This window comes from Microbulbifer thermotolerans (assembly GCF_900112305.1).
Classification (GTDB): domain Bacteria; phylum Pseudomonadota; class Gammaproteobacteria; order Pseudomonadales; family Cellvibrionaceae; genus Microbulbifer; species Microbulbifer thermotolerans.
Window position 1 is genome coordinate 1 of sequence record NZ_FOKT01000015.1, and the last position, 16,087, is coordinate 16,087.

Sequence of the window (16,087 nt, forward strand, 5' to 3'; positions counted from 1 at the left end):
GCGCCGATTGCGATGGAAGAAGGTCTGCGCTTCGCGATCCGCGAAGGTGGCCGTACCGTTGGTGCCGGCGTTGTATCCAAGATCATCGAGTAATTCTCGATAGCCGCACAGTTGGGGTTCTCCAGCTGTGCCCTTTGCCAAATGCGGGGGAGGGTGTTAAGATCCGCCCCCTCGTTTTCCAGGCCAGTAGTTCAATTGGTAGAGCACCGGTCTCCAAAACCGGCTGTTGGGGGTTCGAGTCCCTCCTGGCCTGCCAATATCAATCGCCCCACCTTGTTTTGTGCCTGAGGGCGTCACAAGCACCTGCATTCATGCAAGGGTTTGTGTTTGTAAGCGCTAGGGCTTATCTATAGTGCGCTAAGGGCTCTTTTGTATGAATGCTAAGGTAGAAGCGAAAACCTTCCGTCTAGATGGCCTCAAATGGCTGTTGGTGGTGTTACTGGTTGGTGCTGCTGTCGGTGGCAACTCCTATTACGCCGAATTCCCCCTGCTTTACCGTGTGTTGGCGATGGTCGCCCTCTGTCTGGTGGCCTTGGTGGTGGCGATCAATACCGCCAAAGGTAATGCCTTCTGGAGTCTGCTGCGGGAGGCTCAGGCTGAGGTGCGCCGCGTCGTCTGGCCGACCCGTCAGGAGGCGACCCAGACCACTCTGATCGTGGTGGTGTTCGTATTGATCATGGCGCTGATTTTGTGGGCGCTGGATTCCGCTCTGGGTTGGGCGGCCTCCAAGGTTATCGGCTAAAGGTTGACGCATGTCCAAGCATTGGTACGTAGTCCAGGCTTATTCCGGTTATGAAAAGCGCGTGGCTTCTTCTTTGAAGGAGCGCATCGAGTTGCATGGAATGGGTCATTTGTTCGGCGATGTATTGGTCCCCACCGAAGAAGTGGTGGAGATGCGCGCCGGTCAAAAACGCAAAAGTGAACGTAAGTTTTTCCCCGGCTATGTGCTGGTGGAAATGGAATTGAACGACGACACTTGGCACTTGGTAAAAGAGACTCCGCGGGTGCTGGGTTTTATCGGCGGCAAGGCTGACAAGCCGGCGCCGATTACTGATCGCGAGGCGCAGGCTATCCTGAATCGCATTGACGACTCTGCCGATAAGCCCAAGCCGAAAACTCTGTTCGAGCCCGGTGAAATGGTGCGTGTCATTGACGGTCCATTCAATGATTTCAACGGGGTGGTGGAAGAAGTCAATTACGAGAAGAGCCGCCTGCGTGTGGCAGTGCTGATTTTCGGTCGTTCGACGCCGGTCGAGCTGGAGTTTAGTCAGGTAGAAAAGACCTGATTTTTATATGGCATTTTGAACCCTCTTCTGCCGCGCGGTGGGAGGGGGTTTTCGTGTCCCCGCTAGTTGCTGTCTGCGTCGTGGGGATATTCGGGGAGCTTGCCGTTGCGTCCCTCTGGGCGCCTCGTGCGAGCGTTACCACCCATCTACAGGAGAGCTGTAATGGCTAAGAAAGTCGAAGCTTATATCAAGCTGCAAGTTAAGGCCGGTCAGGCCAACCCGAGTCCGCCCGTCGGCCCCGCGCTGGGTCAGCACGGCGTGAACATCATGGAGTTCTGTAAAGCGTTTAACGCCCAGACCCAGAATCTGGAGCCCGGCCTGCCCGTGCCGGTAGTGATCTCTGTCTACAGCGATCGCTCCTTCACTTTTGTCATGAAGTCACCGCCTGCCGCGGTGCTGCTGCGCAAGGCTGCCAAGATCAAGAGCGGTTCAGGACGCCCGAACACCGAGAAGGTGGGCAAGGTAACCCGTGCTCAGATTGAAGAAATCGTAGAGATGAAAAAGGCAGACCTGACAGCGTCCGATCTGGAAGCTGCCGTGCGCACTATTGCCGGTTCCGCCCGCAGCGCCGGTATCGAAGTGGAGGGTCTGTAAATGGCTAAACTGAGCAAGCGTCAGCGCGCTATCGCTGAAAAAGTGCAACCGGGCAAAGCCTATGGCATTGAAGAAGCGGTTGCTCTGCTGAAAGAACTGTCCAATGTGAAGTTCGCCGAAACCGTCGATGCTTCCATCAACTTGGGTATCGATCCGCGTAAATCCGACCAGGCTGTACGCGGCGCTACTACTTTGCCGCACGGCACTGGCAAGGAAGTGCGCGTGGCTGTTTTCACCCAGGGCGCCAATGCCGATGCCGCAAAAGAGGCCGGTGCCGATCTGGTGGGGATGGACGACCTGGCCGCTGAAGTAAAAGCGGGCAACATGGAATTTGACGTGGTCATCGCTTCTCCGGACGCCATGCGCGTTGTCGGACAGCTCGGCCAGATTCTGGGGCCACGTGGCCTGATGCCGAACCCCAAAACCGGCACCGTTACCCCGGACGTGGCGACTGCGGTGAAAAATGCCAAAGCCGGTCAGGTGCGTTTCCGCGCTGACAAGGGCGGTATTATTCACGGCGGTATCGGCAAAATCGGCTTTGACGTGAATGCGATCAAAGAAAACCTGGAAGCCCTGGTAGCCGATCTGAAAAAAGCTAAGCCAGCTTCCGCGAAAGGTGTATACCTGAAGAAAATCACCCTGAGCACAACTATGGGGCCGGGGCTGACCATCGATCAGGCGTCCCTGAATATTTAATCGCCGGGCGCGGTGGTGCTGGGCCTGTGTGCCGGGCTCCCCGCTCCGTTGGCAATCCGAACTTTGGGGTCTACTCACTTTGTTTCGACAATAGAGTGGGCCGTCAAAGACCGTAGGTGCCGGTGCGGTTGAGGTTTAAATCGCATACGGCTTAATCCCGGCGGCAGTCTGTTGGCTGAAGCGCCCAAGCCTACGCAGACGGTGTTGCCCAAACCAGTATTTTGCTGGATTTGAGCTTTGAGCACCGGAACGGATCGGGAAGAATGGTTTCCCGGTCTTTTTTCAAATCCAGGAGTGACATTATGGCTATTGGACTCGAAGACAAGAAAGCAATTGTCGCAGAAGTCCAGCAAGCTGCTTCGAGCGCTCTGTCTGCGGTGGTCGCGGATTCCCGTGGCGTGACCGTGAACGATATGACCGCTCTGCGCAAAGAGGCTCGCGAGAACGGCGTTTGGCTGAAAGTCGTCCGCAACACTCTGGCGCGTCGCGCTCTGGCTGGTACCGAGTACGAGTGTCTCATCGAGAAATTCGTCGGTCCGAGCATTATTGCATTTTCTAACGAACACCCGGGTGCCGGTGCGCGCATCCTGACGGCGTTCGCGAAAAACAATGACAAGCTCGAGCTGAAGGGTGCCGCCTTTGAAGGCGCGATTACCGACGTCGCACTGTTGGCAAGCTTGCCGACTTACGACGAGGCGATCGCCAAGCTGATGAGCGTGCTGAAAGAAGCGTCTGCTGGCAAGCTGGTCCGCACTATTGCGGCCATTCGCGACCAAAAAGAGCAGGAAGCTGCCTAATCCGGTTCGTTTGTGCGAACGGCAGTTTCTCACTGTTTTATTGAATTAGACGAGCACTCCGCTGCTCAATCAAATCAGGTACTGACTCATGTCTCTGACTAAAGAAGATATTATCAACGCTATTGCCGAAATGTCTGTTAAAGACGTCGTCGAGCTGATCGAGGCGATGGAAGAAAAATTCGGCGTAACTGCTGCTGCTGCAGTTGTTGCCGGCCCGGCCGGTGGCGAAGCCGCTGCTGAAGAGAAGGACTCTTTCGACATCATCCTGGCTTCCGCAGGCGACAAGAAAGTGAACGTGATCAAAGTTGTTCGCGGCATTACCGGCCTGGGCCTGAAAGAAGCCAAGGCTCTGGTAGACGGCGCGCCCAGCCCGCTGAAGGAAGGCGCAACCAAGGAAGAAGCCGAAGCGGCGAAGAAAGAGCTGGAAGAAGCTGGCGCAACTGTAGAATTGAAGTAATTCGCTTGTTGCGACTCACCGCTGTCGACCGGAAAAGCCGGTCGCCGGCGGCAAGGCTGGTGGACTTTGTCCGCCGGCCTTTTTGCCGTTTGCGGTAGTGAGGTTTTGGCGGCTCGATCTTTTTTTGTTGCCAGTGCCTGAGTCTTTAATAGATTTTGCATCGTGCGCCGTGCAAAGGCGCGAGAGAAGCTTGTGATCAGTGCGGCGGGCCGTATTGATCAGAGGCTTCTTGCCCGGAGGAGCTGCGTATTGCCGCGCGGCGGCCGAAGCTCCACGAAGTCTTGTCACCGATCAAGCTGGGGAATTTGAATGGCTTACTCATACACTGAGAAAAAACGTATCCGCAAGGATTTTGGCAAACTGCCCAAGGTCATGGATGTGCCTTTCCTCCTTGCGATACAGCTGGACTCTTATCGCAATTTTACACAGGCCGATAAGCGCCCCGACGAGCGGCTGGACGTGGGCCTGCAGGCTGCGTTCAAGTCCGTATTTCCGATCGTCAGCTATTCCGGCAACGCCGCTCTGGAGTATGTGAGCTACACCCTGGGCAAGCCGGCCTTCGATGTCAAAGAATGTACATTGCGGGGCGTTACCTACGCATGTCCGCTGCGAGTGCGCGTACGTCTGATCATTTACGACAAGGAATCTGCCAACAAGTCCATCAAGGATATTAAAGAGCAGGAAGTGTACATGGGCGAAATTCCGCTCATGACCGACAACGGTACTTTTATCATCAATGGTACCGAGCGCGTGATCGTCTCCCAGCTGCACCGCTCCCCGGGTGTATTCTTCGATCACGACAAGGGCAAGACGCATTCCTCCGGCAAGCTGCTCTACGCCGCGCGGGTAATTCCTTACCGCGGCTCCTGGTTGGACTTTGAATTCGATCCAAAGGACCTGGTTTATGTGCGCATCGATCGCCGTCGCAAGCTGCCGGCGACGATTCTGCTGCGTGCCCTGGGCTACAGCTCCCAGGAAATGCTGGAGATGTTCTTCGAAACCAGCAAGTTCGACCTGCATGAAGATCACGTCAGCCTGGAGCTGATCCCCTCGCGCCTGCGCGGTGATGTCGCTTCTTTTGATATTCGGGACGACAACGGCAAGGTCATTGTCGAGGAAGGCCGCCGCATCACGCCGCGTCATATCCGCCAGTTGGAAAAGGCGGGGGTTGAGCGTCTGGAAGCGCCGTTGGAGTACCTGTACGGCCGCGTGCTGGCGCACGACATTGTCGATGAGACCACCGGAGAGGTGGCGGTTGAGTGCAACACCGAAATCACTGAAGAGGTAGTCGGTAAGTTGCGGGTGCTCGGCGTCAAGAAATTCGAAACGCTGTACACCAACGACCTGGACCGCGGTCCGTTTATTTCCGACACCCTGCGCGCCGACCCGACACGCACCCAGCTGGAAGCGCTGGTGGAAATTTACCGCATGATGCGCCCGGGCGAGCCGCCGACCAAGGAATCTGCGGAATCCCTGTTCGAGAACCTCTTCTTCACCGACGAGCGCTACGACTTGTCCGCTGTCGGTCGCATGAAATTCAACCGCCGGCTGGGGCGCGAAGATGAAAAAGGGCCCGGTACGCTGAGCAAGGAAGATATCGTCGATGTGCTGAAAACGTTGATTGATATCCGCAACGGGCAAGGCATGGTGGACGACATCGACCACCTGGGCAACCGTCGCGTACGCTCCGTTGGCGAGATGGCGGAAAACCAGTTCCGCGTTGGTCTGGTACGCGTGGAGCGGGCAGTGAAAGAGCGCCTGTCCATGGCGGAATCTGAGGGTCTGATGCCGCAGGATCTGATCAACGCCAAGCCGGTAGCGGCGGCAGTGAAGGAGTTCTTCGGCTCGTCCCAGCTGTCCCAGTTTATGGACCAGAACAACCCGCTGTCGGAGGTTACCCACAAGCGCCGCGTTTCAGCTCTCGGCCCGGGTGGTCTGACCCGCGAGCGGGCGGGCTTCGAAGTGCGTGACGTACACCCGACGCACTACGGTCGCGTGTGTCCGATCGAAACGCCGGAAGGTCCGAACATCGGTCTGATCAACTCCCTGGCTACTTATGCGCGAGCCAACCATTACGGCTTCCTGGAGAGCCCCTACCGCAAGGTGGTGGACGGCCAGGTGACAGATGAAATTGAATATCTGTCAGCGATCAACGAAGCCAATTACGTAATCGCGCAGGCGTCTGCGGCCGTCGATGAAAATGGTCGTTTTACCGATGAGCTGGTCAGTGTACGCCACCACAACGAATTTACGCTTAAAAAGCCGGAGGAAATCCAGTACATGGATGTCTCCGCGAAGCAGGTGGTGTCCGTGGCCGCGGCGTTGATTCCCTTCCTGGAGCACGACGATGCCAACCGGGCCCTGATGGGTTCCAACATGCAACGCCAGGCTGTACCCACTCTGCGCGCCGAGAAGCCGCTGGTCGGCACCGGCATGGAGCGCACCGTGGCACGGGACTCCGGTGTTTGTGTTGTGGCCAAGCGCGGCGGTGTGATCGAGCGTGTAGATGCCAGCCGGGTAGTCGTGCGTGTGCGGGACGAAGAGGTTGAGGCCGGGGACGCAGGTGTGGATATCTACAACCTGACCAAGTACACCCGCTCCAACCAGAACACCTGTATCAACCAACGTCCGATCGTGAAGACCGGCGATGTGGTGGACCGCGGCGATATCCTTGCCGACGGCCCCTCTGTGGATCTGGGCGAACTGGCTTTGGGGCAGAACATGCGTATCGCGTTCATGCCCTGGAACGGCTACAACTTCGAGGACTCTATTCTGATCAGTGAGCGGGTGGTGCAAGAGGATCGCTTCACCACTATTCACATTCAGGAGCTGACCTGTATCGCTCGCGACACCAAACTGGGCAGCGAAGAGATTACCGCGGATATCCCCAACGTGGGCGAATCTGCGCTGAACAAACTGGACGAATCCGGCATCGTTTACATCGGTGCAGAGGTGACTGCCGGCGATATTCTCGTGGGCAAGGTGACACCGAAAGGCGAGGCCCAGCTCACTCCGGAAGAGAAGTTGCTGCGCGCGATCTTCGGTGAGAAGGCGTCCGATGTGAAGGACACTTCCCTGCGCTGTCCGAGCGGTACCCGGGGCACTGTGATTGACGTTCAGGTGTTCACCCGCGACGGCCTGCAGAAAGACCAGCGCTCCCTCGAAATCGAGAAGGCGCAGCTGGACGAAGTGCGCAAGGACCTCAACGAGGAATACCGCATCGTCGAGGCCGCCACTTTCGAGCGCCTGCAGACAGCACTGGAAGGCCAGAAGGTCGCCGGTGGCAAGGGCGTCAAGAAAGGCGATGAACTCACTGCCGAAGTGCTGGAACAAATGCCGCGCGAGGATTGGTTCAAATTGCGCATGGCTGACGAGGCACTGAACGAGCAGCTGGAAAAAGCCCAGGCGCAGCTGAAAGAGCGCCGCAAACTGCTCGACGAAGCCTTTGAAGACAAGAAGAAAAAACTGGAGTCCGGCGACGATCTGGCGCCGGGCGTGCTGAAGATCGTCAAGGTTTACCTGGCGATCAAGCGTCGCATTCAACCGGGTGACAAGATGGCCGGTCGCCACGGTAACAAGGGTGTGATCTCCGTTATCAAACCGGTCGAGGATATGCCCTACGACGAAAACGGCGAGCCGGTGGACATCGTATTGAACCCGCTGGGCGTGCCCTCGCGCATGAACGTGGGGCAGGTTCTGGAGATGCACCTGGGCATGGCCGCCAAGGGCCTGGGCGAGAAGATTGACCGCATGATCAAGGAGCAGCAGGAGGCGACCAAGATCCGCGGGTTCCTGGAAGAGGTCTACAACTCCACCGGCGGGCGCAAAGAAGAACTCGACGCAATGTCTGACCAGGAAATTCTCGCCATGGCGGAAAACCTGCGCAAAGGCGTACCCATGGCGACACCGGTGTTCGATGGCGCCGATGAGAGCGAAATCAAACAGTTGCTGCGCCTTGCGGATGTGCCTGAATCCGGTCAGATCACCCTGTACGACGGCCGTACCGGCGATGCCTTCGAGCGACCGGTTACCGTGGGTTATATGTACATGCTGAAGCTGAACCACTTGGTGGACGACAAAATGCACGCGCGTTCCACCGGCTCCTACAGCCTGGTCACCCAGCAGCCGCTGGGCGGTAAGGCGCAGTTCGGTGGTCAGCGCTTCGGGGAGATGGAGGTCTGGGCGCTGGAAGCCTACGGTGCTGCCTATACCCTGCAGGAGATGCTCACGGTCAAGTCCGACGATGTGGAGGGCCGGACCAAGATGTACAAAAACATCGTGGACTCCGACCACCGCATGGAGCCGGGTATGCCGGAATCCTTCAACGTACTGGTCAAGGAAATCCGCTCCCTCGGCATGAGTTTCGAGCTGGAGTACGAATAAGACCGGTACCGGTGATGGGCACGTCGCTGCGCTCCCTTGCCCATCCTACGCAGCAAACCGAATGGTAGGATGGGCACTGAGAAGCGCGCCCATCAAAGCTAGAAGACAGTTTCTAGGAGAAAGGCCTTGAAAGATTTGTTAAACCTGGTGAAGTCCCAGGAACACTTGGAAGAATTTGACGCTATCCGCATCGGCCTGGCGTCTCCGGACATGATCCGCTCCTGGTCCTACGGCGAAGTGAAAAAGCCGGAGACCATCAACTACCGCACCTTTAAGCCCGAGCGCGAAGGCCTCTTCTGCGCCAAAATCTTCGGTCCGGTAAAGGATTACGAGTGCCTGTGTGGCAAGTACAAGCGCATGAAGCACCGCGGCATTATCTGTGAAAAATGCGGTGTGGAAGTCACCAGAGCCAAGGTGCGCCGCGAGCGCATGGGCCACATTGAACTCGCGAGCCCAGTGGCACACATCTGGTTCCTGAAGTCTCTGCCGTCCCGCATCGGTCTGTTGTTGGATATGACCCTGCGCGATATTGAGCGGGTGCTCTATTTCGAGTCTTACGTGGTCACCGATCCGGGCATGACCAGCCTCGAGCGTGGCCAGCTGCTGAGCGATGAGCAGTATTTCGAGGCGATGGAGGAGTGGGCAGATGAGTTCGAGGCCAAAATGGGGGCCGAGGCCATCCAGGAGCTGATGCGCGACATCGACCTGCCTTCCGAAATCCAGCGTCTGCGCGAGGAGATTCCGGCCACTAACTCCGAGACCAAGATTAAGAAGCTGTCCAAGCGCCTGAAGCTCCTGGAAGCTTTCTACAAATCCGGTAACAACCCGGAGTGGATGATCATGGAAGCGCTGCCGGTGCTGCCGCCGGATCTGCGCCCACTGGTACCCCTGGACGGCGGCCGCTTTGCGACCTCTGACCTGAACGATCTGTACCGCCGCGTGATTAACCGCAACAACCGCCTCAAGCGCCTGTTGGAGTTGAATGCGCCGGATATCATCGTGCGCAACGAAAAGCGCATGCTGCAGGAAGCGGTAGACGCGCTGCTGGACAACGGCCGTCGCGGACGCGCCATCACCGGCTCCAATAAGCGCCCGCTGAAGTCCCTGGCCGACATGATCAAGGGTAAACAGGGCCGCTTCCGTCAGAACTTGCTGGGTAAACGCGTCGACTACTCTGGCCGTTCCGTAATTGTGGTGGGCCCTACCCTGCGTTTGCACCAGTGCGGCCTGCCCAAGAAAATGGCTCTGGAACTGTTCAAGCCGTTTATCTTCGGCAAGCTGGAAGCCCGCGGCCTGGCCACCACCATCAAGGCGGCCAAAAAAATGGTCGAGCGTGAAGAGGCCATTGTGTGGGATATCCTCGATGAGGTGATCCGCGAGCACCCGGTGCTGCTGAACCGCGCTCCCACCCTGCACCGGCTGGGTATCCAGGCCTTTGAGCCGGTACTGATTGAAGGTAAGGCGATTCAGCTGCACCCGCTGGTATGTGCGGCCTATAACGCGGACTTCGACGGCGACCAGATGGCGGTGCACGTGCCGCTGACGATCGAGGCGCAGTTGGAATCCCGCGCGCTGATGATGTCCACCAACAACATCCTGTCTCCGGCCAACGGTGAGCCGATTATCGTGCCGTCCCAGGACGTGGTGCTGGGCCTCTACTGGATGACCCGCGAACGCATCAACGATAAAGGCGAGGGCATGGTCTTTGCCGATATCAAGGAAGTGAGCCGCGCCTTCTACGCCAAGCAGGTGGGCTTGCAGGCCAAAGTAAAAGTGCGCATTCGTGAAGTGGAAATTGGCGAAGACGGCGAGAAGCGCGAGAAATGCACCCTCTACGACACTACTGTCGGTCGCGCATTGCTGTGGAATATAGTGCCGGACGGCCTGGGCTTTGAGCTGGTTAACCAGCCGATGAAGAAAAAGGCTATCTCGCGCATTCTCAACGAGTGCTACCGCAAGGTGGGGCTGAAGGCGACAGTAATTTTCGCCGACCAGCTGATGTACACCGGTTTTGATTTCTCCACCAAGTCCGGTTCCTCCATCGGCGTAAACGACTTTGAAATTCCGGCGGCCAAGGCTGAACTGATCGCCGCCGCCGAAGCGGAAGTGAAGGAAATTGAAAGCCAGTTCGCCTCCGGTCTGGTGACCGCCGGTGAGAAGTACAACAAGGTCATCGACGTCTGGTCCCGCACCAACGACAAGGTGACCCAGGCGATGATGGCCGGTATCCGCAAAGAGAAAGTGGTTGACCGCACCGGTAATGAGGTGGAGCAGGACTCCTTTAACTCTGTGTACATGTACGCGGACTCCGGCGCCCGTGGTTCCGAAGCGCAAATTCGTCAGCTGGCCGGTATGCGCGGCCTGATGGCGCGCCCGGACGGCTCCATTATCGAGAACGCCATCACCGCGAACTTCCGCGAAGGCCTGTCGGTATTGCAGTACTTTATTTCCACCCACGGTGCCCGTAAGGGTCTGGCTGACACCGCCTTGAAGACCGCCAACTCCGGTTATCTGACCCGCCGCCTGGTAGACGTTGCCCAGGACGTGGTGATCACAGAGACCGATTGCGGCACCGATGATGGTCTGACCATGGCACCGGTAATCGAGGGTGGTGATGTTATCGAATCTCTCGGTGATCGGATTCTCGGCCGAGTGGTTGCCCGCGATGTGCTCAAACCGGGTAGCGATGAAATCGCCGTTCCCGCCGGCACCATGATTGACGAAAAGTGGGTAGAACGCATCGAGGCCATGGGTATCGATGAGGTTATCGTGCGTTCGCCGATCACCTGTGAAACGGCCCACGGTATCTGTGCCCAGTGCTACGGCCGCGACCTGGCCCGCGGTCACCGCGCCAACCCCGGTGAGGCGGTGGGTGTGGTTGCCGCCCAGTCGATCGGTGAGCCAGGTACCCAGCTTACGATGCGGACCTTCCACATCGGTGGTGCGGCCAGTCGCGCCTCCGCTGCGGACAGTATTCAGGTTAAGCAGCCGGGTACCGTGCGTTTGCACAATGTGAAAACCGTGAAGGCCGAAAGTGGCGCCCTGGTTGCTGTATCCCGCTCCGGTGAGCTGGCGGTAGCTGACAGCGCCGGGCGTGAGCGGGAGCGGTACAAGCTGCCCTACGGTGCCATTATCAATGTGGCAGACGGCGCGGAAGTTGAAGGTGGCCAGATGGTGGCCAAGTGGGACCCGCACACCCACCCGATCATTACCGAAGTTGCCGGTTGGGTGAAACTGTCCGGTATGGAAGAAGGTCTGTCGATTCGCAAGCAAACCGACGAAATTACCGGCCTGTCCTCCATTGAGGTGATCGATCCCGCCGAGCGCCCGGCGGCGGGTAAAGATCTGCGTCCGGCGGTAACCCTGGTGGACGAGAATGGCGAAGAAGTGACACTGGCCAACAGCAAAGCGCCGGCGCACTACGCACTGCCGCCGCGCGCCATCCTCAGCCTGAAAGACGGCGACAAGGTGAATATCGGTGATGTTATCGCCCGTATTCCTCAGGAGTCCGGTGGTACCAAAGACATCACAGGTGGTCTGCCGCGGGTGGCGGACCTGTTTGAAGCGCGTAAGCCGAAAGAGCCTGCCATTCTTGCGGAGATCTCCGGAACTGTATCTTTCGGTAAGGAGACCAAGGGCAAAGTACGCCTGCAGATCACTCCGGCGGACGGCAAGCCGCTGCCGAACGGTAAGGACCACTTCGAGGTACTGATTCCGAAGCATCGCCAGCTGACAGTGTTCGAAGGCGAAACTGTGGAAAAAGGCGAGGTGATCTCCGATGGCCCGTCCAATCCGCACGATATCCTGCGCCTGAAAGGCGTGGAGGAGTTGGCGCGCTATATCACTAACGAAATTCAGGAGGTTTACCGCCTGCAGGGTGTGAAGATCAACGATAAGCATATCGAAGTGATCGTGCGCCAGATGCTGCGCAAGGTGGAAATCCTCGAGATGGGCGACTCTGAGTTCATCAAGGGCGATCAAGTTGAGTACCAGCGCGTTATCGAGGAAAACGAGCGCCTGCGCGCGGAAGGCAAGCAGCCGGCCCAGTTCGAGCGCTTGTTGCTGGGTATCACCAAGGCTTCTCTGGCCACCGAGTCCTTCCTGTCCGCGGCTTCCTTCCAGGAGACCACGCGCGTACTGACGGAAGCGGCAGTGACCGGTAAAGAAGACCACCTGCGCGGTTTGAAGGAAAACGTTGTTGTCGGTCGTTTGATTCCGGCGGGTACCGGCTTGGCGCACCATGCCGAGCGTCGCCGCAAGCGCAGCCTGCAGCAGGAGGAAGGTTTTGGTGAAGGGCCGTCCGCCGCAGAGGTGGAGGCAGCTCTGACCGAGGCCCTCAAATCCTCCGGCGACTAACCTCGTACCCCTCTCCCTTTTTTGGGGAGAGGCTGGGGAAATGGGAAATCCGATTCCCAACAGGTGGCGGCGGAGGTTAGTAGTTACTCTGCCGCTGATTGACTAGGCGGATCGCCGCATTTAGAATGCGGCCCCCGCTTATGTGGGGTGTTCTGTCCGGCTTTGATGCCGGCGGTACACACAGTCACTGGGGCCCCCGCTCTCACGGTGGGGGCGTTTTATTTTGGAGTGATTTTTAATGGCAACGATCAACCAGTTGGTTCGTAAGCCGAGAAAACGCAAAGTCGAAAAAAGCGACGTTCCCGCTCTGCAGGCTAGCCCGCAGCGCCGTGGGGTTTGTACTCGCGTGTACACCACTACACCGAAAAAGCCGAACTCCGCACTGCGCAAGGTTTGCCGTGTGCGTCTCACCAACGGTTACGAAGTGACTTCGTACATCGGTGGCGAGGGCCACAACCTGCAGGAGCACAGCGTGGTACTGATTCGCGGCGGTCGTGTAAAAGACCTGCCGGGTGTGCGCTACCACACTGTGCGCGGTGCATTGGACTGTGCCGGTGTAAACGATCGCAAGCAGGGCCGTTCCAAGTACGGTGCCAAGCGTCCTAAAGGTTAATCCTTAAGACTGATTGCGTTTCGGTTTTCCAACCGGAGTAAGGCCGAGCTCGCCGAGGTGCACTGATGTGCGGCGGTGTCTCGGAGTAACCCTGAAGAGAGGCAATTCTCATGCCGAGAAGACGAGTAGTCGCCAAGCGCGAAGTACTGCCCGATCCCAAATACGGGAATGTTACCCTGGCCAAATTTATGAACCACGTAATGGTCAGCGGTAAGAAATCTGTTGCGGAGCGTATCGTTTACGGTGCTCTGGACATGGTTTCAGAAAAACTTAACAAAGACCCCATCGAAATTTTCGAAGAGTCCCTGGAAAATATCGCGCCGATGGTGGAGGTTAAATCCCGCCGTGTTGGTGGTGCGACTTACCAGGTGCCGGTAGAGGTGCGTCCCTCACGCCGTATGGCTCTGGCGATGCGTTGGCTGGTGGAGTTTTCCCGCAAGCGTGGCGAAAAATCTATGGCGCAGCGCCTGGCCAACGAAATTATCGACGCTTCCCAGAACAAGGGAGGTGCGGTTAAGAAGCGTGAAGACGTTCACCGTATGGCGGAAGCCAACAAGGCGTTCTCTCACTACCGCTTCTAAGTCTGATGAATACCACCATCGGAAATTAATACCGGAAGGCAGCACGGAAATTTCCAGGCTGCCTTTTGCCGTTATATCGAGGATACAACTGTGGCACGTAAAACGCCTATCGACCGCTACCGCAATATCGGTATCTGCGCACACGTAGATGCCGGTAAAACCACTACTACTGAGCGCATACTCTTCTACACCGGTCTGTCCCATAAGCTTGGTGAGACGCATGAAGGCGCCGCTACCATGGACTGGATGGAGCAGGAGCAGGAGCGCGGTATCACCATTACTTCTGCAGCGACCACTTGCTTCTGGGCAGGCATGCAGCAGCAGTTTCCGCAGCACCGTATCAATATTATTGATACTCCTGGACACGTGGACTTCACCATCGAAGTAGAGCGCTCTCTGCGCGTGCTCGACGGTGCCGTAGTTGTTCTGTGTGGTTCTTCCGGTGTTCAGCCGCAAACTGAAACTGTATGGCGCCAGGCTGACAAGTACGAAGTGCCGCGCATGGTGTTTGTGAACAAAATGGACCGCACTGGTGCTAACTATCGCAGGGTGGTTGATCAGCTGAAAACCCGTCTGGGGGCCAACCCGGTTCCATTGCAGATGACCATTGGCGCCGAAGATGAATTCAAGGGCGTGGTTGACCTGGTCAAGATGAAGTCCATTGTTTGGAACGAAGCTGACCAAGGTACAAGCTTCACCTACGAAGACATCCCCGCGGATATGGTGGATGAGTGTGAAGAGATGCGTGAGTATCTGGTGGAGGCCGCTGCTGAAGCCAATGAAGAGCTGATGGAAAAGTACCTGGAAGAGGGGGAGCTGTCCGAAGAAGAGATCAAGGCAGCTATCCGTCAGCGCACTCTCGCCAATGAAATCGTTCCTGTTCTGGGTGGTTCCGCATTCAAGAACAAGGGTGTTCAGGCGGTACTGGATGCCGTTGTTGAATATCTGCCGGCGCCGACTGAGGTTAAAGCAATCGAAGGTACTCTGGATGACGGTGAAACCGTAGAAAGTCGCGTGTCCGACGATAACGAGCCTTTCGCTGCGCTGGCGTTCAAAATTGCCACCGACCCCTTTGTGGGCACCCTGACCTTTTTCCGCGTCTATTCAGGCACCTTGGAAAGCGGTACAGCAGTGTACAACTCTGTAAAACAAAAGCGGGAACGCGTCGGCCGTATGGTGCAGATGCATGCTAATAACCGTCAGGAAATCAAGGAAGTACTGGCCGGGGATATTGCCGCTGCTATCGGTCTGAAAGATGTGACTACTGGTGACACCCTGTGCGACGAAAACCACAAAATCGTTCTCGAGCGCATGGAATTCCCAGAGCCTGTAATCTCTGTTGCGGTAGAGCCCAAGTCCAAAGCTGACCAGGAGAAGATGGGTATAGCTCTGGGCAAGCTGGCGCAGGAAGACCCCTCTTTCCGCGTGAAGACCGACGAAGAGACCGGCCAGACCATTATCTCCGGTATGGGTGAGCTGCACCTGGACATCATCGTTGACCGTATGCGTCGCGAGTTCAATGTGGAAGCCAATATCGGTAAGCCGCAAGTGGCTTATCGCGAGCGCATCACCAATACCTGTGAGATCGAAGGCAAGTTCGTACGTCAGTCCGGTGGTCGCGGCCAGTACGGCCACGTGTGGATTCGCTTCGAGCCTAGCGAAGAAGAAGGTGCGGACGGCCTGGAGTTCCACAACGAAATCGTGGGTGGTGTAGTACCGAAGGAATACATCCCCGCGGTGCAGAAGGGTGTTGAAGAGCAAATGCAGAACGGTGTGCTGGCAGGCTACCCGCTGCTGGGCTTGAAGGCGACCATCTACGACGGCTCTTACCACGATGTGGACTCCAGCGAAATGGCGTTTAAAATCGCTGCTTCCATGGCGACCAAGCAGTTGGCCGAAAAGGGCGGTGCCGTGCTGCTCGAGCCGGTGATGAAAGTCGAAGTGGTTACACCGGAAGAAAACATGGGTGACGTGGTTGGCGACCTCAACCGTCGTCGCGGCTTGATCCAAGGTATGGATGAGAGCCCCTCCGGCAAGGTGGTCAACGCTGAAGTGCCGCTGGCGGAAATGTTCGGTTACGCAACCGATCTGCGCTCAGCCACCCAGGGACGCGCCACCTACACCATGGAGTTCCTGAAGTACGCGGAAGCGCCGAAAAACGTCGCCGATGAAATCATCGCGAAAAACAAGGCTTAATCTCCCAACTTCTTTTAGCTAGAGGACATAGAAAATGGCAAAAGAAAAGTTTGAACGTTCCAAGCCCCACGTAAACGTGGGCACCATCGGTCACGTTGACCACGGTAAAACCACCCTGACCGCGGCGC

At 57.3% G+C, this 16,087-nt stretch carries 13 protein-coding genes and 1 tRNA gene; all 14 read left to right on the plus strand.

Annotated features, from left to right (window positions below; translation table 11 throughout):
- Positions 1-93 (plus strand): EF-Tu C-terminal domain-related protein (locus BM155_RS16340; RefSeq protein WP_217641567.1); only part of this gene is annotated, 93 nt, incomplete at its 5' end.
- An 87-nt stretch (positions 94-180) separates the two neighbouring features.
- Positions 181-256 (plus strand) — tRNA-Trp (locus BM155_RS16345).
- 117 nt (positions 257-373) lie between these two features.
- Entirely contained in the window at positions 374-742 is a 369-nt protein-coding gene (gene secE, locus BM155_RS16350; RefSeq protein ID WP_067150966.1) for a preprotein translocase subunit SecE, read from the plus strand.
- Between the two features lie 10 nt (positions 743-752).
- Entirely contained in the window at positions 753-1,286 is a 534-nt protein-coding gene (gene nusG, locus BM155_RS16355) for a transcription termination/antitermination protein NusG (RefSeq protein WP_067150970.1), read from the plus strand.
- A 162-nt stretch (positions 1,287-1,448) separates the two neighbouring features.
- Entirely contained in the window at positions 1,449-1,880 is a 432-nt protein-coding gene (rplK, locus tag BM155_RS16360; protein ID WP_067150973.1) for a 50S ribosomal protein L11, read from the plus strand.
- A complete protein-coding gene (gene rplA / locus BM155_RS16365; protein ID WP_067150976.1) occupies positions 1,881-2,576 on the plus strand; it encodes a 50S ribosomal protein L1 in 696 nt (231 codons plus the stop codon).
- A 302-nt stretch (positions 2,577-2,878) separates the two neighbouring features.
- Positions 2,879-3,373 (plus strand): 50S ribosomal protein L10, encoded by a 495-nt coding sequence (rplJ, locus tag BM155_RS16370; RefSeq protein WP_067150979.1) that lies wholly within the window; start codon positions 2,879-2,881, stop codon positions 3,371-3,373.
- Between the two features lie 88 nt (positions 3,374-3,461).
- Positions 3,462-3,830 (plus strand): 50S ribosomal protein L7/L12, encoded by a 369-nt coding sequence (rplL, locus tag BM155_RS16375; RefSeq protein WP_067150982.1) that lies wholly within the window; start codon positions 3,462-3,464, stop codon positions 3,828-3,830.
- Between the two features lie 309 nt (positions 3,831-4,139).
- Positions 4,140-8,213 carry a DNA-directed RNA polymerase subunit beta gene (gene rpoB / locus BM155_RS16380; RefSeq protein WP_074904364.1) on the plus strand — a complete coding sequence of 1,358 codons (4,074 nt, stop codon included), beginning with the start codon at positions 4,140-4,142 and terminating at the stop codon, positions 8,211-8,213.
- 126 nt (positions 8,214-8,339) lie between these two features.
- A complete protein-coding gene (rpoC, locus tag BM155_RS16385) occupies positions 8,340-12,569 on the plus strand; it encodes a DNA-directed RNA polymerase subunit beta' (RefSeq protein WP_067150987.1) in 4,230 nt (1,409 codons plus the stop codon).
- A gap of 238 nt (positions 12,570-12,807) precedes the next feature.
- Positions 12,808-13,182 carry a 30S ribosomal protein S12 gene (gene rpsL / locus BM155_RS16390; protein ID WP_067150990.1) on the plus strand — a complete coding sequence of 125 codons (375 nt, stop codon included), beginning with the start codon at positions 12,808-12,810 and terminating at the stop codon, positions 13,180-13,182.
- Between the two features lie 110 nt (positions 13,183-13,292).
- Entirely contained in the window at positions 13,293-13,763 is a 471-nt protein-coding gene (gene rpsG / locus BM155_RS16395; RefSeq protein ID WP_067150994.1) for a 30S ribosomal protein S7, read from the plus strand.
- 90 nt (positions 13,764-13,853) lie between these two features.
- The gene (gene fusA / locus BM155_RS16400; protein ID WP_074904366.1) at positions 13,854-15,959 is read left to right on the plus strand and encodes an elongation factor G; all 2,106 of its coding nucleotides are present in this window, start codon (positions 13,854-13,856) and stop codon (positions 15,957-15,959) included.
- Between the two features lie 34 nt (positions 15,960-15,993).
- On the plus strand, positions 15,994-16,087 hold a 94-nt coding region (locus tag BM155_RS16405; protein WP_018694456.1), incomplete at its 3' end, for a GTP-binding protein.